The organism is Yoonia sp., assembly GCF_036007805.1.
Classification (GTDB): domain Bacteria; phylum Pseudomonadota; class Alphaproteobacteria; order Rhodobacterales; family Rhodobacteraceae; genus Yoonia.
Window position 1 is genome coordinate 26,889 of record NZ_DASYOK010000064.1, and the last position, 25,066, is coordinate 51,954.

A 25,066-nucleotide genomic window follows, 5' to 3' on the forward strand; every position below is an offset into this window, starting at 1 on the left:
GCTGTTGCAAGATGCATGCGGTCTGCTTAATAGAAAGCGCATGACAGACAACGGGCCCAAAGATATGATCCGCGTCGCGCGGGAAAGCGGCGAAGCAAGCGTCGCGCAACCGCTTGATCTCGGCGCGCGTGTGCGTGAATTGCGCAAAGCCCGCGACTGGACGCTGGAACAAGCCGCGCAGCAGGCGGGGCTTGCACGCTCGACCCTTTCCAAGATTGAAAACGGCCAGATGTCACCCACCTATGACGCGCTGAAAAAACTGGCCGTGGGGCTGGAAATTTCGGTGCCTCAGCTGTTCACGCCGCCCTCCAAAGGGCAGGTCAACGGGCGTATGGCGGTCACACGCAACGGCGAGGAAACCGCCAAAGTGACGACCACATATGAACACGCGATGCTGGCCGAGGCGCTGACCACCAAAAAGATGCTGCCCTACCGTGCCCGCATCCGCGCGCGCAAGATCGAGGATTTTGACGGCTGGGTGCGCCATGACGGCGAAGAGTTTCTCTATGTGCTCACCGGCCACATCCGGCTTTACACCGAGTTTTATGAGCCCATTGAGTTAAAACGCGGCGACAGCGCCTATTACGATGCGGCCATGGGGCACAATGTGGTGTCGATCAGTGCCGAGGATGCAACGATTCTCTGGGTCACATCCCTCGGCTAGCGCCGTTATTATTGGCCCGGAAATATCCCCGCCGGAGGCCTGAAAGTCGCGCGCAGCGCGCAGGTCTCCGGCAGTGATCCCGTTGCTATTCTTCGTACCACCAGACATCGGGCTGCCAGCCGGGCCAGTCGCCAAAGATGGGGAGTTCTTCGGGGAAACGCAGTTCTTTGGCATGGGCAAGTCGGCTGATGTTCCACTGATAGATCGGGATCACATAGCGGCCAGCGGTCAGAGTCCGGTCGAGTGCTTTGACGGCTGCCACAAAGTCATCCTGACTTTCCGAGGTCAGCAAACGGCCGATCAGCGCATCCACCGCAGGGGATTTGACGCCCATCAGGTTGCTGCCACCGGGTGTGTCGGCGGCCTCGGAGCCGTAGTAAACATATTGTTCGTTGCCGGGCGACAGCGACACACCGCGCCGATAGTAGGTCATGTCAAAGTCAAAGGCATCGGTGCGTTCGGCAAATTGTGCGCTATCCACCACGGCAACAGTGGGCGTGACCCCGATCCGTGCGAGCGATTCCGTATACATGTCGATGATCGCCTGATTTTCCGAACCACCCTGCGGGAGCAGGATTTCAAAGGTAAAAGGCGTGCCTGCGGCATTGGCCATCACGCCGTTCTGCACCGTCCAGCCCGCGGCCTCCATCTGCGCAAGGGCCGCAGCGGTGCCTGCACGGTTACGCTCGGATCCATCGCTGACGGGCAGGGCGTAGCCCTCAAGCGTGCCGGGCGTCAGTTCGGCAGCGAATGGTGCCAGAAATTCCGCAACGCGCCCTTCGGCGGGGCCATGCGACATGCCCAAGGGCGAGTTCGACCAATAGGAGGTGATGCGCGGCTGGGCCGATCCTGTCATCGCCTCGTTGATGAATTCAAAATTGAAGGCATGGATCATCGCATCGCGCACACGCCAATCGGCAAACTGGTCGCGGCGGGTGTTCATGACAAACCCTGTCATCCCCGAGGGGCGTTCGTGCGGCAGGATTGACAGCACCACATCACCGTCCTGCACGGCAGGAAAATTGTACTGGCTTTCCCAGCGGGCGACGTTGAATTCGCGGTTGGAATTCACCTCGCCTACCTTGAAAGCCTCGAATGCAGCGGTTTCATCGCCGAAGAATTCAAGGCGCACCTCATCAATGTTGTTGGTGCCCACGCGGAACGGCACATCCGCACCCCAGTAATCGGGATTTCGGCGCAGCGAGACGAAACGCCCCGGATCATAATCGGCAATCACATAGGGGGCCGACGTGATCGGCACGACCTCGGTTGTGCTTTCGGCAAAGTCCACGCCGTCCCACTGCGCCTTCTTCAGGATCGGGCGCAAGCCTGCCAGCAAGGCCAGTTCGCGGTCCTCGGTATTGAAGGTGAAGCGGACGGAACGATCGCCGGTCTGGTCCATGCTCTCGACTTTGGCCCAGAACCCCAGATAGCGGGGATGGCCCACTGTGCCCAAGGTTTCATAAGACCACATGACGTCTTCGATGGTCACGGGGCTGCCGTCCGAAAATTCCGCGCCTTCGCGCAGGGTGAATTCGACCCATTCACGGTTCGGTCCGGTCTCGACCGATTCGGCCAGAACACCGTAAAGCGAGAAGGGTTCGTCCAAAGACCGGCCCATAAAACTCTCGCCCAAGAAGAACCGCAACTGCCATGGAGTCGAGCCTTTGCGGATAAACGGGTTGAGGCTGTCAAAGCTGCCGACCTCTGCGGTAACGATCTGCCCGCCTTTGGGCGCGTCGGGGTTGGCGTAGGGGAGGGACACAAAATCCGGTGGTAGGGCAGGATCACCATACATAGCTATGCCATGGCGGGGTTCGGCAAAGCCTGATTGCCCTGCCAGTCCCAGCGCCAATGCGATGGCGGTGCTGCGGATCGCTCTGCGCGAAAGTCGTCTCATTTTGGTGTGCTCCCTGCGGCCTTATTTGCTCTTATCACCGGATCGTAGAGAGGGTTACCAACCTTTTCAAACTTTTAGCTTGGAGGCGGGCAAGGGATTGCTTATAAAGAGTGCACTGCTCGATAGGTTTCTTGCCTGTATGAAACCTGCCTCAATAACTTTACGCCCGCCTTGTGCGGGCGTTTTTTTTATGGCTCACGTAACCGTATCGTGGCTTTCGCAGTTGCAGCATATAAGGTGAGTCGCAACGCAGCAGAATCGGAGCCAAACTATGTCCCTGTCAGGAAAAACCGCCGTTATTACCGGATCGAACTCAGGCATCGGCCTTGGAATCGCGCGCGAATTGGCCAAGGCGGGGGCGAATGTTGTCTTGAACTCGTTCACTGACACGGAAGAAGATCACGCTCTTGCTGCTGAAATCGCGGATGTGACGGGTGTTGAGGCCAAATATGTGCAGGCTGATATGTCCAAAGGCGAGGATTGCCGCCGTCTGATCGTGGCGGCCGGCGGATGCGATATTCTGGTCAACAATGCTGGTATCCAGCACGTCGCACCGGTGCAGGATTTTCCCACCGCCAGATGGGATGCAATTATCGCGATCAACCTGACATCTGCGTTCCACACGACCGCCGCCGCCGTAACGGGGATGCGCGAACGCGGCTATGGCCGGATCATCAACATCGCCTCGGCGCATGGTCTGACGGCATCACCCTATAAATCCGCCTATGTCGCCGCAAAACACGGCATCGTCGGGTTTACCAAGACGATTGGTCTGGAAACGGCGCGCGATCCGATCACCTGCAACGCGATCTGCCCGGGCTATGTGCTTACCCCTTTGGTAGAAGCGCAAATCCCCGACACGATGAAGGAATACAACATGTCCCGCGAGGATGTGATCAAGAACGTCATGCTGGAACGTCAGCCTTCCAAGGAATTTGCGACAACTGAACAATTGGGCGGCACAGCGGTTTTCTTGTGCTCGGATGCAGCAGCGCAGATCACCGGCACTACCATCAGCGTTGATGGTGGCTGGACAGCCCTGTGATGCGGATCAATCTGGCACTACAGGGGGGTGGGGCGCATGGCGCTTTTACCTGGGGCGTCCTCTGCCGGTTGTTGCAAGACGAAGACATTGAAATCGCGGCTATTTCCGGCACATCTGCGGGTGCGTTGAATGCCGCAGCGCTCAAATCCGGCTGGGTCGCAAATGGCCGTGCTGGCGCGCTCGAGAACCTTGATTGGCTTTGGGAGCAGATCGGCGCGGTCACTGATCCGCAGTTTGCCCCGTGGATCGGGGCGGCGTCGCCCACAGCCGAATTTTGGGCCAAGGCACTCAAGTATTCGCCTGCCTATACTGCTTTTGACATGACCACGCGGATGTTTTCGCCTTATGTCTATGGCCCTGCGATGCAAAACCCCTTGGCCAAGATTGTGAAGAAATTCCACTACGATGCGGTCTGCGCCAGTGATGGCCCTGCTTTGCACATTTGCGCCACCAATGTGCGTTCGGGCAAGATCCGAGTGTTCACCGGTGACGAAATCATGCCCGAGGTGATCATGGCCTCAGCCTGTCTGCCCAGCCTGTTTCAGGCGGTTGAATTCAAGGATCCGCGGACTGGCACCGTTGAGGCATTCTGGGATGGTGGCTATACAGGCAACCCCGCACTTTTTCCGTTGTTTGCCAATAATTTGCCGGACGATATTCTCATCGTGAATATCAATCCTCTGTATCGGGAAGAGCTGCCGATGGACAGCCAGTCGATTGAAAACCGCGTGAACGAGATCAGTTTCAACAGTTCTTTGTTGCGCGAATTGCGCGCGATTGATTTTGTGAAACGCCTGCTTGCGGATGGGTCCATAAAGCGCGGGACAATGAAGGACGTTTTGGTGCATATGATCGCGGATGACGCGCTAATGAACGGGCTGAATGTCGCCACCAAAACCATCCCGACACCAATTATCCTTGGGCGCCTGAAAGACGCAGGCGAGGCGGCGGCGGACGCATTCCTTGCGGAGCACAAGAAAGACATCGGCAAACGCAGTTCGGTCAATCTGACTGAGATGTTCAACTAAGCAGTTTGACCGCCAGCGCCCACATCACGAGACCGATAAGGATATCAAGTATCCGCCATGCCCGTGCCGATTGCATGACGGGGGCCAACAGGCGCGCGCCGTAGCCCAGCGAAAAGAAGAACACAAAACTTGCGGTCACAGCACCGATGCCAAAGGCCAGCTTCAATGTGGGTTCAATGAACTGCGTCGAAATCGCCCCGATCAGGCCAAGCGTGTCCAGATAAACATGGGGGTTCAACCATGTCAGTGCCGCCCCTGTTGCCAAAGTCGGCAAAAGCGCCGCACTTTGACCGGCCAATTGCATCCCGTATGTGCCTTTCCACGCCTCCCAGAAGCGCAAAGCGCCATAAACCAGCAGGAACGCCGCGCCGCCCATGGCCATAATCTGCGGAAACATCGGGTAGAGGGTGACCAGATAACCAAAGCCCAAGACGCCTGCGGTAATCAGTATCGCATCTGAGGCTGCGCAAAGCAGGCAAAGCCAGAAGACATGCGTCCGTGCCAAACCTTGCCGCAAGACAAAGGCGTTCTGCGCCCCGATCGCGAGGATCAACGCAAATGCCGTCGCAAAGCCTGTCAGTGTTGCGGGGATCATCCGTTATGCTGCGGGATTGGTGACAGGGACTGCGGTCTTGTCGTTGGGATAGACAAGTCCGGCAGAAATCACGAGCTTGGCGGCATCCTCGACCGACATCTCCAGTTCCTTGATATCGCGCCGTGGCAGGAACAGCAGAAACCCCGATGTCGGGTTCGGCGTGGTTGGCAGAAAGACAGTGACGAAAGGCTCGCCGTCGTTCAGTTTGGTATCAATCTCGCCTTTGGCATTGATCGAGATAAAGGCAATCGCCCAGATGCCCTTGCGCGGATATTCCACCAGACACGCCCTATCGAAGGAGGTTTCACGCTGGGAAAACACCGTTTCTGCAATCTGTTTGACCGCATTGTAGATCGAACGCACAACTGGCATCCGATCAACAAACCGTTCCCCGATGCCCAGAAAAGAGCGCCCGATCAGACCCTTGCCAATCCAACCGACAAGAATGGTGAAGATCAGAAAGATCACCACGCCGACGCCGCGGACGTTTACCTCGATCTGGTCGTCGCCTTCCAGACCCAACAGACCATTCAAAAGCGCGGTCGGCTGATAGGCTTGCGGTATAAAGGGCCAGACCCAACTATCGACCCAGCCGACAGCCGTCCAGATCAACCAGATGGTCATCCCGATCGGAGCCACAATGATCAGACCCGCCAGAAAATTACTGCGCAATCTGGCAATGATGCCCGGCTTGTGGCGCCGCTTATCGTCTGAATGTGGGTCGTTCATTTTGATGGTCTCGAACTCTCTCACGGCACACTTATGTGTTGCGCGGCCTTGCAGCAAGCAGTCATCGGACCGTGCTGGCGCTATTTTGTCATTGCGATGGCAATTTGTGCAGCTAACCGCGCATTGTTCCGCACAAGGGCAATATTTGCAGTCAACGAACGCCCTTCGGTCAATTCAAAGATACGTCCAAGCAAGAAGGGTGTCACGGCTTTTGCGGTGATCCCCTGTGCCTCGGCCTCTTGCAGGGCCTGCGCGATGATGGGGTGCAGCACCTCTGCGGGAATTTCATCTGCCTTCGGGATCGGATTGGCCACCAACTGTCCGCCCTGCAGGCCCATTGCGGTGCGGGTTTGCTGGGCCTTGGCGATATCTTCGGGGGTATCCATGCGTAAGGGTGCAGGCAGGTCAGAGCTGGCAGACCAGAAAGCGGGCAGGCGGTCCTGCCCGTAGGCAATCACCGGCACGCCCAACGTTTCCAGCACTTCAAAGGTTTTCGGCAGGTCAAGAATGGCCTTCGCGCCCGCGCCGACAACCGTGACAGGGGTTTGAGCCAATTCGTGGAGATCAGCCGAGATATCAAAGCTATGCTCCGCCCCGCGATGCACGCCGCCAATCCCGCCTGTCGCAAAGACATGGATACCTGCCAGATGCGCCGCAATCATGGTCGCTGCAACGGTTGTCGCACCTGTCCCACCCGATGCGATGCAGGCCGCCATGTCGGCACGCGACAGTTTGGCGACATTCTGCGCCTGACCCAATGCCTCAAGCGTCTCAGGTTCCAGCCCCACGTGCAGCTTGCCGTCCAGCACGGCGATTGTTGCCGGTACCGCACCGGCGGCGCGCACGTCGTCTTCAACTAGCCGTGCGGTTTCCACATTTTGCGGGAAGGGCATACCATGGGTAATGATGGTGCTTTCCAAAGCCACGATCGCCGCACCGGATGCACGGGCTGCGGCGACTTCGGCACTGTAGTGGATCGGGATCATAGCGGCGTTTCTCCAGAAACATAGGTGGCGGCGGCGTTCAAGGCACGGGTGAGGGAGGCTGCACGGTCCATGCCTTGTGCCTCTGACGCGATATGCGCGGCCATAAAGGTGTCACCTGCGCCGGTCACCCGTGTGACCATCACAGCAGGCGGAGTTTGCGTGATGATATCGCCTGCGGTCCCTTCGGATGCCGATCTGTCCCCGTCGGTCACCAGAACACGGTGCGCGCCGCGTTTGATCAAGGCGCCGGCAGCCTCGGCGGATGTCGCGAAGGTGGTCTGACAAAGCAGTCCGGCCTCTTCGAGGTTCACGTAAAGCGTGGCAGAGGGATGACCGACAAGCGCCAAAAGCCGCTCGGCCTTGCCGGGGGAGGCGGGGGCGACGCGTAAATCAGAGGCTGCAAAAAGCGGTGAGATTGCAATGACCTGCAACAACTCCTCGGTCAGGTTACCATCTAGGGCCACAATCCCCACGAAAGGGGTTTCAACCGTCCCCAAGCGGCCATCGGCCATTGGTCGCAGGATTTTTTCGCCAGCAGCTTCGAGCGAATGCGCGTCGGCAATGGCCGCGACCAGCCCATTAGCCCCCTCGATTGCCATATAGACATCCGTGGGCAGGTCATCCGAGCGGTACACATAGTCGCAAATCATACCCATGCGGATCGCTTCGCCCATGAGTTCTTCGCCCTCCGCATCGCGGCCAACGGTGGTCAGCAGGGCAGGCGTCATGCCAAAGCGGCGCAGGGTCATCGCGATATTCATGGCGACACCGCCGGGCAGGCGGGTGATCCGGCCAGGCACATCAGAGCCCACGCGCATGTGGCTTGCGGCGCGCCCGATCACGTCCCACAGGACGGACCCGATGCACAAAATGTCAGGTGTCTTGGTCATGCGCGTCTTCTGACCGAGAGCCGCGGCAAGGGCAAGTCCTAGTCGGGCACAGCAAACGTCAGATTGGCCCAGAGCGTTTCCCAGACAGCGCCAAATTGTTCCACCAGCCGGTCGCTTGGTTCACGCAGGACCACCGCGTCAACCATGTAGCTGTAACCCGCGCGCACGGGGAAAGTCGCAATACCGTTCTCATCGGTCCGGTAGAGCGTAATCGCAACCTGTGAATCCGCGGCCTTTTCAAAGACCTCTACCTGGGCGTTGGCGCGCACATCGTTGCGGTAATGGACCTGCACCTGAAAACCGTCACTCAAATCATCGGTGTAAGGGTTGGTCAGGGCCACGATCTCGGTCTCCAGCCCCACACGGCGATCCGCGCCTGCGCTGTTGCCGACACCCATCAGGGACTTGGCATGACGGGAATAGACTTCTGTGAAATTCTCGAGTGGCAGGCCGCGCGCCTCATGTTGGGCCAGTACATCGCCAAAGTCCTTGTGATCCACGAAGTTCTGGAACTTTTCCCAAGTCTCGTAATCCACCGTCGCGTTATTGGCCTGATAGGCCGCGATGTTCAGCCCCTCTACCACAGGATCCTGCTGCAAAGCTGGGGTGTCCCCAGGGCGGCCCGTCACACGTGCCGAGGCGTCGGCGGCAAAAAGCACAAAATTCACAAAGCTTTGCGGAAGATAGGCCAGTTTGACGCCGGCAAACTCTTCCCCATTGACAATATTTGCCTCAAGACTACCGTCGGCCTCCACCTGATAGTTGGTTGGTTCAATCCAGAACTCGTGGGCGACTGCAGGTGCTGCGAACATGATGAAAGCGAAGGCAAGAATGCGCATGGATATATCCCCTTTTTCGCGCTTGAGGGTGGCCTTTCTGCGGTTGTTGTCAAGCGCTGTCCTCATTTGGCTCACAACACTGTCAACTGCGCAGGCCCATGAGGTGATACCCGCGATCGCAGATATGCGCGCTGTCGATGGTGAGTTGCGTTTCGAGATCCGCGCCAACATCGAAAGCTTCATTGCCGGTGTAAACCTGTCCGAAACAGAGGATATAAACGAAAGCGACGGTGCGGACATCTATGACACGCTGCGCGCGCTTCCGCCAGCAGAGCTTGCCGCGCAATTCGAGGCGTTCTGGCCGCAGATGGCGCAAGGGATCACCCTGACAGCAGACGGCATGCCGTTGGTCCCCACCTTCAGGTCTGTCGCGGTCGACCCCATCGGCAATGTCGAGCTCGTGCGCTTTTCCGTCTTTGAATTCAGTGCTCGGCTGCCCGAAGGCGCCGAAACCGTCCAGATGGGGTGGGCGCCCGAGTTTGGTGTACTTGTCTTGCGCCAGATGGATGTGCCTCTGCCTTACGATGGTTATCTGGCCGGTGGTGCGCTTTCGGATCAGATCTCGCTTGCGGGTGGCGGGCAGACATCATGGTGGGTCACTTTTGCGAACTATGTTCCTGTCGGGTTTGACCACATCGTGCCCAAGGGTCTTGATCATATCCTCTTTGTGTTAGGCCTCTTCTTTCTTGCGGCGCGGTTCCGTCCGCTCTTGGTGCAAGTGTCGCTTTTTACGCTAGCCCATACCATCACACTGGCGGCGGCGGCCCTTGGCTATACCGGCTTTGTTGACGACTTCACCCAAGGTGCCTTCGGCATTGCCTTCATTGATATCGTCGAGCCGCTGATTGCACTGTCCATCGCCTATGTCGCAATTGAGAACATATTCACCAAGGGCATCAGCCCCTGGCGGCCTTTCGTGATCTTCATCTTCGGTCTTTTGCACGGGCTTGGTTTTGCATCGGTGCTGGCCGAATTCGGTCTGCCGGAAGAAACCTTTGTTGCGGCCTTGATCGGCTTTAATGTCGGCGTCGAAGTAGGGCAGCTTGTCGTGATCGCGGCGATGTTCTTTTTCGTCTGGCAGGCGCTGCGCATTGATCGCGGTGCTAATGAAATCACACGGGGGCTGGCGCTCTACGGCTTCCTTGCCGTAATCGGCGTCGTGCTGATCGCGTTCGACAGTGCGCAAATCCCGGCGGTGCTGGCGTCTCCGCTTCTGCTCCTCGATACACCCGCGTTGCTTTTTGCTGTCACCTTCGTTGCGACGGCAGTGCTTTGCAGTCTCTCGATTGTGCTGCGTGACCGGATCGACGCCTACCGCCTTTTCGTCGCTGTTCCGGCCTCGGTCGTGATCGCCGCGATTGGCCTTTACTGGTTCATCGCGCGGTCATACGGCACGCTCACGGGCATATAGTGCGGGTCTGCATATCATCTTGCCCTTAAAAACTCCCGCCGGAGGCATCCTGAGGCTTGCGCAAGGCGTCCACCCCCGCTATAGCGCGCTCACTTAATCCCGCAGGCGGGGGCGGGTCCGATGGGGAGACATCCCAAAGGATCCACCGGTTGGCATAACGCTGATCCCCCGCTGAGGCTTGAAACCGGAAAAGGAAAACGACATGGCTCTTCCCGAGTTCTCCATGCGTCAGCTGCTTGAAGCAGGCGTACACTTTGGTCACCAGACCGCCCGCTGGAACCCCAAGATGGATCAATACATCTACGGTTCGCGCAACGGCATCCACATCATGGACCTGACACAGACTGTTCCAATGCTGGACCAGGCGCTGCAAGTCATTCGTGACACTGTCGCCAAAGGTGGCCGCGTTCTGTTCGTCGGCACCAAGCGTCAGGCCGCCAAGCCGATCATGGAAGCCGCAGAGAAATCCGCGCAATTCTACATGAACCACCGCTGGTTGGGTGGCACGCTGACAAACTGGCAGACAGTTTCGCAGTCCATCAACCGTCTGAAAGCAATCGACGAAGCATCCGCAAACGGTTTTGCCGGCCTGACCAAGAAAGAGCGTCTTGGCATGGAGCGCGAGCAGGGCAAACTGCAGGCGTCTTTGGGCGGTATCCGCGAAATGGGCGGCGTGCCTGACCTTCTTTTCGTCATTGACGTCAACAAAGAAGATCTGGCCATCGCAGAAGCCAACAAGCTGGGCATCCCTGTTGTTGCCATCGTTGACACCAACTGTTCGCCTGCTGGCGTTGACTATGTCATCCCCGGCAATGACGACGCAGCACGTGCAATCGCGCTTTACACCGATCTGGCTGCCCGTGCGGCACTTGACGGTATGACCGCGCAGATGGGCGCCGCAGGTGTTGATATGGGCGAGCTGGAAGAGCTGGTTGAGGAAGTGGTTGCTGAAGAAGCTGCCGCCGAAGCCGCGACAGCCGAGTAAGCGTCATAAAATTGTAGGGCAGGGGCACTATGTCCCGCCCGACCACCCTGAAATACCTCCAAAGGAGAAGTAACATGGCAATCACCGCTGCAATGGTGAAAGACCTGCGCGACAGCACAGGCGCAGGCATGATGGACGCCAAGAAGGCGCTGACCGAAACTGATGGCGACATGGAAGCAGCAGTCGATTGGCTGCGCACCAAGGGCCTGGCAAAAGCCGCCAAAAAATCCGGCCGTACCGCCGCAGAGGGCCTCGTGGCTGTTGCTGTGTCCGGTGGCAAGGGTGTGGCTGTTGAGGTCAACTCCGAGACCGACTTTGTCGCGAAAAACGCCGACTTCCAGAAAATGGTTGCTGGCATTGCGGATGTGGCTCTGGGCACCTCAGATATCGACGGCCTGAAAGCGGCTGACATGGGCGGCAAAACCGTCGAGCAGACAGTGACAGACGCCGTTGCTGTGATCGGTGAGAACATGTCCGTGCGTCGTATGGCAGCGCTTGAAGGTGGCTCGGTGGTCAACTACGTCCACAATGCAGCCGCACCCGGCATGGGCAGCATCGGCGTTCTGGTCGCGATGTCCGGTGAAAACGAAGCCTTTGGTCGTCAGGTTGCGATGCACATCGCCGCTGCGAACCCTGCGTCTTTGTCCGAAGCTGATCTTGATCCGGCAGTCGTCGAGAAAGAAAAGCAGGTCCAGATGGACATTGCCCGTGAAAGCGGCAAGCCTGAAGCGGTGATCGAAAAGATGATCGTAGGCCGGATGCAAAAGTACATGGCCGAGGTCACATTGCTGAACCAGCAGTTCGTCGTGAACCCCGATCTGACCGTTGGTCAGGCTGCCAAAGAGGCCGGTGTGGAGATCACAGGTTACATCCGTCTAGCAGTCGGCGAGGGCATCGAGAAGGCCGAGGAAGATTTCGCAGCCGAAGTTGCAAAACTGAACGGCTAATAGAACCCTTGTAAAACAAACACGGCCCGCGATCACCAACGCGGGCCGTTTCCCGTTTCAGGGAGAAAAACGCGACACCACACTCGGAAGAAAGCAGGTGCCGCAACGATAACACTCAGTTCAGTTTCGGGACGAAGCACCGAGGTTTATCGCTAAAGCGCTGACGTAAACAGGCAAACCTGCCACGCCAGCATCCGGTTACCCGGAACAAGAAAGCAGAGCCTTGTAATCACAAGGGAATACCTCCTCATGTTCCCAGGCCTAAGGCCACCACTCACGGAACATCTGCACAGTGCCAGCTTACGTGGGGTCACGAAAGTAAGGTAAACCTGACTTCACAAAAATTTTATATAACGGTTACAGACAAGATCCAGCACGCGGGTTCACGCGATCTCGGAGTCCATCAGAAACATCTGGTTGTAAAATGCAGCCTTCAAAACAGCCTGCGCAGTCGTTTCCACGCAAAGGGTTTCCCGCGCGAGGCGCAGATGCTTTTCAACGGTCGCCGGTGTCAATTCCAGTAGCTCTGCAATATCTTGTGTGGTCTTGCCATCGCCCACCCATTGCAACACCTCACGCTGTCGCTTGGTCAGGTTGCGTTCGCCCGAGTAGGGGAGTGTCAGCAGTTTGAGGTGCATGACGTTGTTCATCACGACAATCTCGTCGCCATGCTCGGCCCAAACCTGTTCCACTGCCTCCTGGTTCATGCCCGGCTTGGCTGTCAGGGCAATGGCACCTTTGATCCGTTCAGACACGGACCGGAAACTGATCGTATAGCCGGCGGTCACCTTCATGGACTTGTTGAATTCAACGACACGCAATTCACTCGGGGTGAGGTGATCAACACGCTCCATATCCAGCATCCAGCGCCAGCTACAGGCACCACTATTTTCCAATGCCCACCGCAACATAGGGGCATGGGCATAAAGCCCCTCGTGAATGAATACATCCATGTATTCTTCGCTCTGGGTTGAAAGCAGCACCCAGTCTTGTGGATCCCCCAGACTATTTGAAGTCCGGTAGCGGGTGAACCCATACATCAACCTGTCGAAACCGTAGGTGGCCATCTGGCGCGTGTGAATATCCCATAATTCCTCGACCGAATGGGCATTCGTCAGCTTTGCGAGCTGCGCCACCAGTGCCGTCATTGGACCCGCCCGATATAGGTGAGAAGCGCATCCATTGCCAAAGGATAGCCTGCCGCGCCAAAACCGCAAATCTGCCCCACCGCGACTGGTGCGATGTAGGATTTTTGGCGGAATGCCTCGCGGGCGTGGATGTTTGACAGATGAAGTTCGACCACAGGCAACATGATGCTTGAAATCGCATCCATCAACGCGACAGAGGTATGCGTATATGCACCCGCATTCAGGATCACACCCGCATGCACGCCACGCGCCCCATGCAATATATCAATCATCTCGCCTTCATGGTTGGATTGCGAAAAAACTATCTCAACCCCCAGCGCCTTGGCCTTTTCATGGCAAAGCGCTTCGATATCGGCAAGCGTCGTTGGTCCGTAAACCTCGGGCTGGCGGGTGCCGAGCAGGTTCAGGTTAGGACCGTTCAGGATCAGGATAGAATGTGTCATCCGGTTTCTTTAACAGCTTTAACTATCTGGCCCAAAGGATTTTTCGCCAATTGTTTTTGGAGTTTCCGCGAAGGCCAGAATATGCCATTCACAGTGGCGGTGAGGCCCCAGATCAAAGTTCCAGTATCACTGTGCTGAAAAGGAAGTCGATGTTATCTGCAATTGTTGATCCGGTTAGCGGGCGGCCCTTTTTTATTGCAAATTTTTCGTGCGCAAGTGATCTGTCATGACCGAGCGCACAGCATTGCCCGAGGCCACCCTCATAGATGACTTTCTGCGGCCCTACACAACGGACACACCGTTGATCCGTGTCGGTGATTTTGGTGACGGCGGGTATCTTGTGCCTGACGATTTTCGCGGCATTGCCGCCTGCTATTCGCCGGGCGTGTCACAACAGGCCAGCTTTGAGATGGATGTTGCGAAACGTGGCATACCGTCGTTCATGGCGGATGCCTCGGTTGAAAACCCGCCGCTACAGGTGCCCGGTGCGCAGTTCGTTCGGAAATTTCTGGGTGACAAGGACGCGGGGGAGTTTATGACGCTTGCGTCTTGGGTTGCCGCGACCGACCCCGACCCGAAAGCTGATCTGCTTTTGCAGATGGATATAGAGGGCGCAGAATACGAGACATTAGGGGCCGCCCCTCGTGATCTGTTGCGCCGCTTTCGTATAATCGTGATCGAGTTGCACCATCTGCCATCAATCCTGACCAAACCCAAATTTTTGAACCGTGCACTTTCAATGATCAATAAACTGCACGAAGATTTCGTAACTGTGCATCTCCACCCCAACAACGTATCGGGAACCGTGGAGATTGAAGGCGAAATGATCCCGCGCGTCGTGGAAGCTACGCTGCTGCGGCGTGATCGCGCACAGGGGCTACGGCCGGTGCAATCCTTGCCACATCCTTTGGATGTCCGGCACAATTTGCGCAAACCCGCTTTGACCCTGCCGGACAGGTGGATGGGTGGCGCGCAACACCGGCGTGAAGTTTAGGATTTGATGTGGACCGGACCCTTAAGTGCCCCTAGTTGACCATGGCTATCAATTATGAGGCCTGCAAAAATAGCGTTCAACACAAAATCGAAAGCGGATAGACGAAGAATGCAGAGGAATTTGGAGAACGGCTTTTTCTTGGCGGACGGGCTGCATTACCTGAGCTTTATTGCGTTGTTGCATAAGGTTATTGATCCGGACTGGTATCTTGAAATCGGCACGCAAACAGGGGCCAGCCTGAAACTCAGCGCGGCCAAATCCATTTCCGTCGATCCTGACTACCGGCTAAGTCATGAGGTGATGCAGAATAAACCTGCGCTACATGCCTTTCAGGAAACCAGTGACGCATTCTTCAAAGCCGGCCGCATGCAAAACATTGGGGCACAAATTGATCTCGCGTTCCTCGATGGCATGCATCTTTTCGAGTATCTGCTGCGTGACTTCATCGGGACTGAAAAGTGCTGCGCGAACAATGGCCTGATCATGCTGCACGACTGCCTGCCTTGGAATGTGGCGATGGCGCAGCGTGACCGTGGATCGGCCGAAACAGCAGCCTGGACGGGTGACGTATGGAAGATTGTGCCTGTCTTGAAGAAATATCGCCCTGATCTGGAAATAGACGTCCTGGACGCAGCACCGACGGGACTGGTGATCGTCAGCAATCTTGACCCGCACAATACAGTGTTGGAAGAGAACTACGAAGCGATCTTGCAAGACTACCTGAATATGACCTTGCAAGAGTATGGCATCGAACGCTATTTTTCATCGCTCGACATTCAAAGCGCTGCTGACAGCAAATGGATTTGTGCATTCCCCTACGAGCTTGGCGAGGGGTGGCGGGCCAATCCCGATATATCAATCAAGATCGCGGCGCCCACGCGCGAAAAGATGGTGAAGTGGGGCGACTATCACTTTGCGCGAAGCCTTGCGCGTGCGTTTTGTCGTCTGGGGTATAAGGCGTCGATCTGTCCTGAAGAAGACTGGTATACGCATCGCAGCGCTGGCGGGATTGATTTGGTGCTGCGCGGGCGCGCCAATTTTCACCGCCAAGCTGGGCGTTTGTGCTTGATGTGGGCTATCTCAAAAACGATGCGTGCAGTAAATTACAAGAATGCAGATCATGTTTTCTGGGCATCAAAGCAACTGTTTGAGAAGGCAAAGCAAGACCACCCCAACGGGAAATTTTCCCTTCTGCCACAGGCCTTTGATCATGATCTCATGCAGTTGGGGCAATCCACAACCCGACAAGGATTGGCCTTTGTCGGGCGCGCGCGTGCAGGCTTTGAACGTTCAAGCGTTGTTCATGCCGCACAGACAAATGAAGATTTGCGGATTTGGGGGCCCGGATGGAAGGCGGGCAAGTACGCGCCATTTGTCGTTGCCGAAGGTGTGTCCAATGATGAACTTGCGGAAATTTACCAGTCAGCAGAGATCGTCCTGAATGATCACACCGCGACCATGAAAGAGAACGGTTTTCTTTCGAACAGGGTTTTTGATACTCTGGCTTGCGGGGCGATCCCTCTGTCGGAAGATGTGGGTTGGCTGCCTGAGGACATTGCGGATTTCGTCTATCTCTACCGCGATCAGCAGAGCTTTGCCGCGGGTGTGGCCTGTGCGCGTGCTGAACCAAGGTCGAAGCGCCAAGAACGTGACGCGCTGGCGCGGGGTTTGGCCGATACACATTCCTTCGCGGCGCGTGCCGTCGAAATCCTCAATGTTGCGCAAGCTTTAAGCGGTGATGCCGCGTCCACATGACAGGTGAGGACGGGTTCTGACATTTAGCGCAAAACTCCCGCAAATGTCTGTTCATCTGCGGCGGCGGGTCTATTGCCCACTCTCGCCCGCCGCGGCCGCTGCATGCGGCAGCAGCGCCGCCATCAGGTCATTGAAATCCGGTCGCGTCTGCAATTCCTTGATCAAGGTTCGGTGGTTTTCACAACAGGCATCATGTAAAGCGCGCAGCTCGCTATCCGCCAGCAGCTCTTTATAGATTGCAGCTTTGCGCGAGCGGATGGCGTCGATCGTGCGATCCTCGATCCGGTTGTGGTTCATCTTTTGCCAATATTCGAGCCCTAGCGCCTCGCCCCCATGATGCGCGCGCCCGCGTGCCTTTTTCACCAGATAGGACTCGCAGGATTTCAGGGCATAGTGGTTGAGCTGCACAAGATCATAGCCAAGCGAATCCGGACCTGACCGCCAACTGCCCTGCATGTACCGGTCGGGCATGGGCAGGCCTGATCCGTTGTACCATTGTGTTTCCGAAAATTGTTCTACTGTGGGGCGTTTGGGGCGATGCACACCGATGTGTCCCCAAAGGTGACGCTGGAACATGGTCTTGAGACCCCAGGCCTGCGGTGGTCGCGGCGTCTGATCCGCAGCGGCGCTGCGGAATTGATCAGTGAGGAATTTGTCTTTGTAGCTGACCACGCCCGCATTACCGAAAAGCCGCCATGTCATCGACAGCGTGCGCGCTTCAGGGACTGCACGGGTCAGTGCCTGAAGTGTGTGATCGCCCGTCTTGATGTTGATATATTCGTCAGCATCAATCGGGATCACCCAATCCTCGGGGCCTGCAAGGTCCATCTTCATAAAACGCCGGTAGGCACGGCGTTGGGGCGCGGGTTTGCCGCCGAAGGTATTGTCGAAATGGCGCACCTTGCCCATCGCATCAAGGCGGTCAAGCAGCGCATCAGAGCCGTCAGAACAATCATTTGAAAAAACAGCAATTTCATCGACACCTATCGCCAGATTATGCGCGACCCATTCAACGATAAATGGCCCTTCATTCTTCATCGGGGTCGCGATGACAAAGCGTGTCATATCTATGTCCTTATCCAAAACTGCCTGATCGGCCTTGTGAAACGCGTCTTTCAGTCTGGCTTGCGGTCAGTAATCTTTCTGTTCAACGGCAGCCGTGGTTTCAATCCGGTTCTCATAAAGCCAGTCATAGAAAGCATCCCATCCCTCACGTGCCTTCAGTTCGGCAATTTTCGCGCGGTGCCATGCGCAGGCCTGATCATGCAGCGCCCCCAAGACCGGATCAGCCTTCAGCGCCGCCAGCAAAGGCCGCGCGCGGTCCGCATGTGGGGCCATCGTGTGATCCTCAGCACGGTTCACGTTCATATCCGACCAGTAGTGTTCTGTCTGTTCGCGGGCAATGTGGTTTGTGCGGCCTCGATCACGCTTGACCAGAAAACTGTCCAGTGAGCGCACGGAATAATGGTTCAGCCGCGCGTATTCATGGCTGAATCCCTCCCACGCGCGCCACCCGATCTGGTCCATAGGTCTGTGGTTCCCGCCACAATCGGACCACCGCACCTCGGCCTCACGCCCCTCGGGAACGTTCTTGGGCCGGTGCGGATTGAACCGCCGGAACAACCCGTTGTTGCGAAACAGCGTCTTAAAGCCGGTGGCGCGTCCGTTGGCGGGGTCATCCTCGATATCCGCGAGCGTGAATTGCTCCATCACAGGGCGGTCCTCATAGGGACCGATGCCGCCACAGCCGAACAGTTTCCAGACAAATGACACCGCATCGCAATTCCCGATCTTTGCCATCAACTGATCAAGTGTCGTCAGCCCCTCACGCAGATTGATGAATTCATCCACATCAAGGCACATCAACCAGTCTGCATCCATCACCCAAGGGTGGGCGGTGGCGCGCCGCAGCGCCTTGTGCTGTGGGGGTGATCCGTCCGAGACGTCATTGGGCCGGTGACTGCAATAGCCCAGTTCTTCCAGCCGTTGCAGCATCAGATCCGTGCCATCTTCGCAATCATTGGTGAAGACCACGAAACCGGTAAACCCGATCGCCAGATTATGGGCAATCCATTCAAGCAGGAACGGCCCCTCGTTTTTCATCGTGGACATGATGACATGGCTGCCGCCAAGGGCAGGGGGTGGCAGGGCAGCAGTATTCGTCATTCTGCGCCTTCTCTTTTGAGTTTGCGAAAGGCAGGCGTGACGCGTGCCGCGAGTTGGTCGTGCCCGCGCGCTTGCAGGTTTGCGATCAACGCCTTGCGATACCACGGCAAAGCGCGGCGCGCGCGGATCATGTCGTAAAAGACCGCAGGTGTCAGCGTATCGTCAAAGGCGTGCTGCATCAGCGGTTTCAACAAACCTGCGCGGCGCAAAAACACAGGCGAATAATGTCCTGAGCACCATGTCTTGAGAAGGATCAGCTTGTCGCTTTCAAGCCGTTCGACATGCCGCCGGTCAGGGGTGAAGAACGGGTCATAGATCACATATGCCTTTTGCACATCGTCGATTTCAAAGGCACAGTCGCTGTGGGGCAGGGACCAGTCCCGCGCCCGCCCCATGGCAAAGCGTTCCTCCCAAGGCACCAAGGCTTCTTCCAGCGTGGTTTGCGGATTGAAGCTGATCACCGTTGCACCGGGCGACAATGACGCAAAGGCAAGTGCTGCAAAGCCGCCCATGGACGTACCTGTCAGGATCACTTTGTCGAAACCCGCAAAGAACCCGTCCGAGGACAGTCTTTGCAGATAGGCAATCAGTTGTGGATCACGGAACCAGTCCTTGCGGCGTGCCATGACGGACAGGTGCGAAAATCCGTTGTCATGGACGAATTTATAGGCCCATGGCTCGCGTTCGGCTGACATGTCATTGACGCTGGACAGATTGTCGAATGTTACGACAAGACGGGCGGGATCGCGTTCAACGAATGACACCGCGTGGTTTTTCAGGCGGGTGTAGAACCCCTGATTGTCACCGCTAGTATGAATTTCGGCAAACCAGCGGGGCAGCTTTGCTCCGGCTTCGGGTCGTGGATCATCGTCTGCGATACTGGTCTCATCGGTTGCGATAACCGGCTTGGACGGCTCCATTGTCTTGGCTGGGGCCTCACCATTCAGTGCCGCGATGACGGCCTCGAAATCAGGCGATGTGTCGCGCAGGTTTTCGCGGGTGGCGGTTTCCTCGGCGCATAGTGCAGCCTGTGCAGCAGCCACGTCAGGCAGGGCCATCAGTGCGGAAACTTCCGCGCTTGTTGCATCTGGGCGCATGTCCACTGTCCAGCGGGCGCCGGTGGTCGTGGCCAAGGCTTCCAGCCGTGCTGTGTGAACCGCGACACTGGGGTGTTGCTTGGCGGGCAGGGCTTGCTGGTGGACGAGATAGGTCTCAACCGATGGTGCGGGAATTTTCAGAACTGATGCTTTGCTGCCGGCACGGGCGGGACCGGTCGCGCCGGCAAGGCTTTGGGGGGCAGGGATCACAGCGCCGTCACCGTCGACCCAAACCAAGTCTGCGTCACCTTGAACCGGTCCGACAGGCCGTTCCGGTGTGCGTGATGCAAACAGGCCAAGACGCGTCACACTGCGCTGTGTCCCCGCACCCGCAAGCGATATCGCGTGTTGCAAAAGCCCACCCGGAATATGGGGCCGTTTCGGCGCAATCCCTGCGATCTGGAGGGGCGCGCAGAGCACATCAGCATCACCACAGGACTGCATGAGCGCAGGCAGGCTCTGTGACGGATCACTGATGCAGAAATACTCATCCGGTGCAAGGTAGAGCCCGTAACCGGCTGTCTCTGCCGCCTCCATACGGGCCGCACGAATAGCCGAATTGTGAACCTCTTCCTTGATGTCGGAATCAACGGCCACAGGAACAATGTCGATCACGCCTGCCGCGGCAAGCGCATCCAGCAGAGGTTCGTTTCCATCCTGTCTGCGATCTACGTAAATCACGGTCTGGGTCACACCGAGCGTGCGGTGATAAGCAAGCCATTCCACGAAGGCTGACGTGGGTTTCCACACAAAGGCGCTGAGCAACAGTCGTGGACCTACCCTCATGATATTGCGCCTCCTTCTTCCACTGCCCGGCGGTGGGAGTGCTTGTGAATATCGGCGCGAATGTATAGGCTTTGCGGTGGTTAGAAAAGGTTGATTTACGATGCCGCGGACAGGCCAAAGTCGGGGTTTCTTTATTGGCCTGAGGCGGGATCAATTGGGCGCGCGCCTGTTGATGATGCTCAACAGTATGCGCCTTGCGGACGACTATAAGACCGATTTTCGCATTAACTGGTTTCCGCGCGGTGCTGCGGCCCCCAAGCTGGACACGCCGCATGATCTGTTCGATCCTACGTTTATCGACCGGCATTTTATCGCGAATGATGATTTTGAAGAACTGTCCGCAATCACGAAGCCGATTGACAGCTTCCGGCGCGATCCCGATCCCGGCAGACTGAACGCCCATCTCGCGGGCGGCGGCCATGTCCTGCTTGATGAAGGGTTCGAGATCGAAAGACTGCCCTTTGAGCAGGGCGAAGACCATCAGGACCGGTTTCGCGCCTTTATTGCGCGCATCGGGTTCAACGACACCGTCAAAGCCCATATGTCCGCGATCGAAAACGCCATGGCCGCATTGCCGGGGCCGGTGTTTGCCTTCCACATCAGACGCGGCGATATCCTGAACGAAGCGCCATGGAAGCACAAGGAATGGCCCTCCAAGATTGAGCCTGACGAGCTTTATTCAGCCTATCTGACAAAGAATCCTGGTGCTGCCGCATTGGTTTTTTCCGATCAGGCAGAGAGCATTGCAGGGTTGATGGCCGCACATCCGCAACTGCGCAGCATGGCCGATCTGGTGGACCTGTCACATTGCAAACCGGTGCAACGTGATTTTCTTGAACTCTATACGATGTCGCTTGCGTCGCAGATTATCGCCCCCCCTGTCAGCGCCTTCAGTCGTGCGGCGGCCCGCCTGAGCGGCCAAGAGCGCAAGTGCTTTCACGACGTGATGGATATCCCGGAAAGGGACGTCGCCTATGACAGCACGATTGCACGGTTCCACAAAGGCGTTTCCGCCTTCATCACCCCCAGCGAGGCGGCGCATATCTATGTGAAAGTGGCCCGCAGGTTACAGGTGGCGGGGCGTGAAGAAGAAGCATGGGAATATGCGGACAAGATCCTGAAGGCGGGTGCTGACAATGCATTTCTGCCCCTGCTACAGGCGGCCAACTGCATTTACCTCAGCAAATGGGAAGAGGCGCTCGCCCATGTGCAGACCGCCATTGAGGACCCCAACCAGTGGCAGGAAAACTATGTGTCAGCACTTGCCATCCGCGCGCATATTCTCGGCGCGCTGGGCAAGGCCGTGCAGGCGCGCAATTCTTTCCTGAAGGGCTTTTGGCAAAAACCGTCCTTGCCGGATGTGACTGTGATCGGCACTTTCATGATCCGCCGGCAGCGCTTGCGCCCCGGTGACGCGCTGCCCTTTGACCGTGAGACTGTGATGGCGCTCCAGCTTGGGTATCAGCTTCACAACATTGTCTTGCAGCAAAACAAGATCATTCGTGCGCGTGCGCTGGACCTGTCATCTATCGCGGTCGAATGGCCGTGGTTTGCGATTGATGGCAAAACGCAGAAAATGCTGAAGGCCAAACACGCGCTCAAAGCAATGCGCGCAAAGCTTATGGAAGGCGATCACGCTGTGCCGGGGGCAGGGCCCTTTAGTTTTTGTGCCCTGCTTGACGCGCGGATGGGCAAATTGGACCGCGCGCTGGAACGGAACACGCAGGCGATGGAACACGCACCCGAGGATCAGCTCGTGCGCAAACGGCAGGCGGAAATCCTGTTTCTCAAGGGGGATTATGACGGCGCGCTGGCCCAGATGAAGGAATGTGTTGCACTGGGGCCGGACCATGCGTTCTGGCATTTCCTGACAGGCGTGATCCATGAAGGGGCAGGGGACACCGCCAGCGCCGGCCTGTCATTTGAGCGGGCCTGCGCCATGGATGAGACGACTGCGGAGCTTCATGCCTATGTCGCCGAGTTTCACCGCAAGAACGGGCACGAAATTCCAGCAATCGCCGCCCTTGATTGCGCAGCACGCATTGCGCCCAATCAAAAGCGGTATCAGAACCGCCGTGCGCGTATCTTGAAGAAATCGCAGTGAATGCCATGGTTTAGCAGGGCAACCAACTCTACATCGGGACAGGCCTAGTCTTCATCGCATGATGTTGATAAACCCTCCGGCATTCCGGATATCTGGATCTGCATAGATTTTATTGATCGCGTTAAAGGACGGTTCATGCTTTGGATCCATATCGGGATGCCCAAGACAGGCTCAACAGCCTTGCAAGGCTATCTGCATAGCAATGCTGCTTTTCTGGCAAAGCATAATATCCGCTATATGGCGACTGGCCGCGACCGAGGCACTGGCCGGGTACGCCTGATCTGCCAGAACGCGATGGCGATCGCGATGTCGCGCGGCTGGTCCGATTCTCCAACGACCGAAGCTTTTGTCAAAGAATATCAAGAACATGCAGCGCAACACTGTATCCTCTCGAGCGAGATGTTTTTCGGGCGCGATCTTTCACCACTCTACGACCGCTATCTGGCAGCGATCCCGACACCGGTCAAATTTGTCGTCTACATCAGGCGTTTCGATGATTTTATCGAGGCCGACTATAAGCAGCGTGCAAAAAACGGGATGCGCACGCGCGGCGTCGACGCTTTTGTTGCAAACCGTTTGACGCAAATCGAAAGCGATCCTGACTACATGAATTTTTCCGCCATTCTTGACCGCATCCGCGCGCAGGTGCCGACGGCTGAGATTGTCCCGCGTTTGTATCTGCGCGAGGAAATGGCGGGCAATGATGTGATCTCTGACTTTTTGTCATTGATGGATGTACCTGTGCATGAGGTGGTCTTGCCAGAGGGGGCCGCGAACAAATCATTGTCCCGTGTCGCAAGCGAGGCTTTGGGTCACTTTGACGGAGGCGCGGGTTTTGACAAAAAAGCCCGTCGGCGACTTGGGCGGGTGCTTCAACAAAGCGGTGATCCACGGCTTTTTGGACAGGGCGACGTGCTAACACCGGACGAGCGCAAACTGATCAACAACACGCTCGAAACCCGGAACGCCGTATTCCGCGCCGCATACTTTCCTGATCGAGAGCGTCTTTTCACGCCGAGGACAGGCACCGCGCATGGTGTTCAGCGTGGCGACCCAAGCGAAAAGCAAGACTATGAATATGCTGTCAAAAAACTGCATGAACTTGCCGAAAAGCATGGCTGATGGTCGGGGATGCGGCAGCACATGCAAGGTGGTACGACGATGCCCAAACCCGTCAGGCAAAGCCGAAATCGGAGCCGTTGATGAAGCTTTATGACGTTGCCAGTCTTTGGGTCGGTCCGGAGTTGACCTGGATGGAGCAGATGTGCCTTCTGTCTTTCGTAGAGAACGGACATCGCACCATTCTTTACGTCTATGATGATGTAAAATCGGTGCCTGACGGTGTCGAAGTGCGCGACGCCAACGAAATCATGCCCTCGGATAAGATCATCTATCACGTCAATACCGGAAGCCCGGCGTTCCATTCCGATGTGTTCCGGCTCAGACTACTGGCGCAGACGGATTACCTTTGGATTGATACCGATGCCTACTGCTGGAAACCGTTTGTCCGGCCGGACCACGGTTACTTTTACGGTTGGGGTACCGATCGTCAGCGCAAACTCTATTCCGGTGTCCTTGGGATGCCCAAAGAGTCCCAGACCTTGCAGGCCATGCTTTCGCTCACAAAAGATGAATATCCTGTACCGCCATGGCTACCGCAGCGACAGCAAAATAGACTGCAACGCCTGAAAGACGCGGGCGAGGGCGTGCATATGTCGGTCATGCGTTGGGGCATTTGCGGACCGGATGCCTTGCACCATTTTGCCCACGAAACCGGTGAAGTCGCTCATGCCTTTGAGGGTGACGTCCTTTATCCCGTTCCATTTGCGTCCACGCGGTCATTCCATCGTCCGCGTCTGAAACAGGATGTCTACAACTACATTACCGAACAGACGCTCTCGGTTCATTTTTACGGCCGACGGTTCCGGAATATCTTTGCGCTCAGTCAGGGAATTCCACACGAAGGCTCATTTGCTGACGAGCTGTGCAAAAAGCACGGATTGGATCCGGCGCTGACGGGCCATCTGTTTGTGAGAAAGTCCAAAAATAGCTAGACGGCACATCATCGCCACATCTTACGCTATTTCAGCTATGCATAATATTACATAATACTGATTATGCGATTATATCGTGAAGCTGAAATCAAGCAATATCAACGACCTACCGCTTGAGGTTACGCAAGACTGTGCGTGCAGCCGCCATCACCGGATCATGGGTTTCTTTCAGGATCGCGATCCGGTCAAAACGATCAGGATCCTTGTTCACCGCTTCACGCAGCGCTGCCCCGAAGGCCATGCGCAATTCTGTCCCAATGTTGAATTTGCAGATATTTGTGGTCCGCGCCAAATGCCTGCGCTGTTCAACCGGCACGCCTGATCCGCCATGGATCACCAAAGGCACCTGTGTGGCCGCTTGAATGGCTGCTATCCGTGCTTCATCGAGGCCAGCGTCAGTTTCCTGCTGGAGATGCACATTCCCGACCGAAATCGCCATCGCGTCGATGCCGGTCTCTGCTGCAAAAATCGCTGCCTCGCTGGGGTCTGTTCCCGCTGAA

The 25,066-nt window shown here is 56.8% G+C and carries 23 protein-coding genes; 11 read left to right on the forward strand and 12 right to left on the reverse strand.

Annotated features, from left to right (window positions below; genetic code table 11):
• The first annotated feature begins 40 nt into the window (after window positions 1–40).
• A complete protein-coding gene (locus VGP75_RS04020; RefSeq protein WP_327542432.1) occupies window positions 41–664 on the forward strand; it encodes a helix-turn-helix domain-containing protein in 624 nt (207 codons plus the stop codon).
• 85 nt (window positions 665–749) lie between these two features.
• Here the strand turns inward: VGP75_RS04020 and VGP75_RS04025 are convergent, their stop codons facing one another.
• Window positions 750–2,564 (reverse strand): extracellular solute-binding protein, encoded by a 1,815-nt coding sequence (locus VGP75_RS04025; RefSeq protein ID WP_414727767.1) that lies wholly within the window; start codon window positions 2,562–2,564, stop codon window positions 750–752.
• Between the two features lie 271 nt (window positions 2,565–2,835).
• On the opposite strand from VGP75_RS04025, the gene VGP75_RS04030 reads away from it, so the two are divergent.
• Window positions 2,836–3,609, forward strand: coding sequence for a 3-hydroxybutyrate dehydrogenase (locus VGP75_RS04030; protein ID WP_327542433.1), 774 nt, complete (start codon window positions 2,836–2,838; stop codon window positions 3,607–3,609).
• On the forward strand, window positions 3,606–4,637 hold the full coding sequence (locus tag VGP75_RS04035; RefSeq protein WP_327542434.1) for a patatin-like phospholipase family protein: 1,032 nt from the start codon (window positions 3,606–3,608) through the stop codon (window positions 4,635–4,637). Before VGP75_RS04030 ends, VGP75_RS04035 begins: the two co-directional genes overlap by 4 nt.
• Here VGP75_RS04035 and VGP75_RS04040 read toward each other — a convergent pair.
• The 5 genes from VGP75_RS04040 to VGP75_RS04060 all read right to left on the reverse strand — a co-directional run bounded on the left by VGP75_RS04040 (window position 4,630) and on the right by VGP75_RS04060 (window position 8,676).
• Window positions 4,630–5,232 (reverse strand): LysE/ArgO family amino acid transporter, encoded by a 603-nt coding sequence (locus tag VGP75_RS04040; RefSeq protein ID WP_327542435.1) that lies wholly within the window; start codon window positions 5,230–5,232, stop codon window positions 4,630–4,632. The two genes, VGP75_RS04035 and VGP75_RS04040, sit on opposite strands and share 8 nt — an antisense overlap.
• Before the next feature lie 3 nt (window positions 5,233–5,235).
• On the reverse strand, window positions 5,236–5,961 hold the full coding sequence (locus tag VGP75_RS04045; protein WP_327542436.1) for a DUF502 domain-containing protein: 726 nt from the start codon (window positions 5,959–5,961) through the stop codon (window positions 5,236–5,238).
• A gap of 80 nt (window positions 5,962–6,041) precedes the next feature.
• A complete protein-coding gene (locus VGP75_RS04050) occupies window positions 6,042–6,947 on the reverse strand; it encodes a pseudouridine-5'-phosphate glycosidase (protein ID WP_327542437.1) in 906 nt (301 codons plus the stop codon).
• A complete protein-coding gene (locus tag VGP75_RS04055) occupies window positions 6,944–7,837 on the reverse strand; it encodes a PfkB family carbohydrate kinase (protein ID WP_327542438.1) in 894 nt (297 codons plus the stop codon). The genes VGP75_RS04050 and VGP75_RS04055 overlap by 4 nt, the downstream gene beginning before the upstream one ends.
• A gap of 38 nt (window positions 7,838–7,875) precedes the next feature.
• Complete coding sequence (locus tag VGP75_RS04060) at window positions 7,876–8,676, reverse strand: DUF4198 domain-containing protein (RefSeq protein ID WP_327542439.1); 801 nt, start codon at window positions 8,674–8,676, stop codon at window positions 7,876–7,878.
• 103 nt (window positions 8,677–8,779) lie between these two features.
• Between VGP75_RS04060 and VGP75_RS04065 the strand changes: the two genes are divergently transcribed.
• The 3 genes from VGP75_RS04065 to tsf all read left to right on the forward strand — a co-directional run bounded on the left by VGP75_RS04065 (window position 8,780) and on the right by tsf (window position 12,019).
• Window positions 8,780–10,087, forward strand: coding sequence for a HupE/UreJ family protein (locus VGP75_RS04065; RefSeq protein WP_327542440.1), 1,308 nt, complete (start codon window positions 8,780–8,782; stop codon window positions 10,085–10,087).
• A 202-nt stretch (window positions 10,088–10,289) separates the two neighbouring features.
• Window positions 10,290–11,072: a 30S ribosomal protein S2 gene (gene rpsB, locus VGP75_RS04070; RefSeq protein WP_327542441.1), complete on the forward strand. Its 783-nt coding sequence runs from the start codon at window positions 10,290–10,292 to the stop codon at window positions 11,070–11,072.
• Window positions 11,073–11,146: 74 nt separating this feature from the next.
• On the forward strand, window positions 11,147–12,019 hold the full coding sequence (gene tsf / locus VGP75_RS04075) for a translation elongation factor Ts (protein WP_327542442.1): 873 nt from the start codon (window positions 11,147–11,149) through the stop codon (window positions 12,017–12,019).
• 383 nt (window positions 12,020–12,402) lie between these two features.
• Here the strand turns inward: tsf and VGP75_RS04080 are convergent, their stop codons facing one another.
• Entirely contained in the window at window positions 12,403–13,167 is a 765-nt protein-coding gene (locus tag VGP75_RS04080; protein WP_327542443.1) for a helix-turn-helix transcriptional regulator, read from the reverse strand.
• A complete protein-coding gene (aroQ, locus tag VGP75_RS04085) occupies window positions 13,164–13,610 on the reverse strand; it encodes a type II 3-dehydroquinate dehydratase (protein WP_327542444.1) in 447 nt (148 codons plus the stop codon). Before aroQ ends, VGP75_RS04080 begins: the two co-directional genes overlap by 4 nt.
• A gap of 226 nt (window positions 13,611–13,836) precedes the next feature.
• On the opposite strand from aroQ, the gene VGP75_RS04090 reads away from it, so the two are divergent.
• Complete coding sequence (locus tag VGP75_RS04090; RefSeq protein ID WP_327542445.1) at window positions 13,837–14,604, forward strand: FkbM family methyltransferase; 768 nt, start codon at window positions 13,837–13,839, stop codon at window positions 14,602–14,604.
• 108 nt (window positions 14,605–14,712) lie between these two features.
• On the forward strand, window positions 14,713–16,359 hold the full coding sequence (locus VGP75_RS04095; RefSeq protein ID WP_327542446.1) for a glycosyltransferase family protein: 1,647 nt from the start codon (window positions 14,713–14,715) through the stop codon (window positions 16,357–16,359).
• Window positions 16,360–16,428: 69 nt separating this feature from the next.
• On the opposite strand, the gene VGP75_RS04100 is transcribed toward VGP75_RS04095, so the two are convergent.
• The 3 genes from VGP75_RS04100 to VGP75_RS04110 all read right to left on the reverse strand — a co-directional run bounded on the left by VGP75_RS04100 (window position 16,429) and on the right by VGP75_RS04110 (window position 20,408).
• Window positions 16,429–17,424, reverse strand: a complete 996-nt coding sequence (locus VGP75_RS04100) for a glycosyltransferase family 2 protein (RefSeq protein ID WP_327542447.1) — start codon at window positions 17,422–17,424, stop codon at window positions 16,429–16,431.
• 66 nt (window positions 17,425–17,490) lie between these two features.
• Window positions 17,491–18,525: a glycosyltransferase family 2 protein gene (locus tag VGP75_RS04105; protein WP_327542448.1), complete on the reverse strand. Its 1,035-nt coding sequence runs from the start codon at window positions 18,523–18,525 to the stop codon at window positions 17,491–17,493.
• The gene (locus VGP75_RS04110; protein WP_327542449.1) at window positions 18,522–20,408 is read right to left on the reverse strand and encodes a glycosyltransferase family protein; all 1,887 of its coding nucleotides are present in this window, start codon (window positions 20,406–20,408) and stop codon (window positions 18,522–18,524) included. Before VGP75_RS04110 ends, VGP75_RS04105 begins: the two co-directional genes overlap by 4 nt.
• A 154-nt stretch (window positions 20,409–20,562) precedes the next feature.
• Here VGP75_RS04110 and VGP75_RS04115 point away from each other — a divergent pair, with 154 nt between their 5' ends.
• The 3 genes from VGP75_RS04115 (at window position 20,563) to VGP75_RS04125 (ending at window position 24,566) form a co-directional block, all read left to right on the forward strand.
• Window positions 20,563–22,512 (forward strand): tetratricopeptide repeat protein, encoded by a 1,950-nt coding sequence (locus VGP75_RS04115; RefSeq protein WP_327542450.1) that lies wholly within the window; start codon window positions 20,563–20,565, stop codon window positions 22,510–22,512.
• Window positions 22,513–22,647: 135 nt separating this feature from the next.
• Window positions 22,648–23,634, forward strand: a complete 987-nt coding sequence (locus VGP75_RS04120) for a hypothetical protein (protein WP_327542451.1) — start codon at window positions 22,648–22,650, stop codon at window positions 23,632–23,634.
• Window positions 23,634–24,566: a hypothetical protein gene (locus VGP75_RS04125; RefSeq protein ID WP_327542452.1), complete on the forward strand. Its 933-nt coding sequence runs from the start codon at window positions 23,634–23,636 to the stop codon at window positions 24,564–24,566. Before VGP75_RS04120 ends, VGP75_RS04125 begins: the two co-directional genes overlap by 1 nt.
• A 106-nt stretch (window positions 24,567–24,672) precedes the next feature.
• Here the strand turns inward: VGP75_RS04125 and VGP75_RS04130 are convergent.
• Window positions 24,673–25,066, reverse strand: a 394-nt coding sequence (locus VGP75_RS04130; protein ID WP_327542453.1) for a class II fructose-bisphosphate aldolase, incomplete at its 5' end; no start/stop codon positions are given.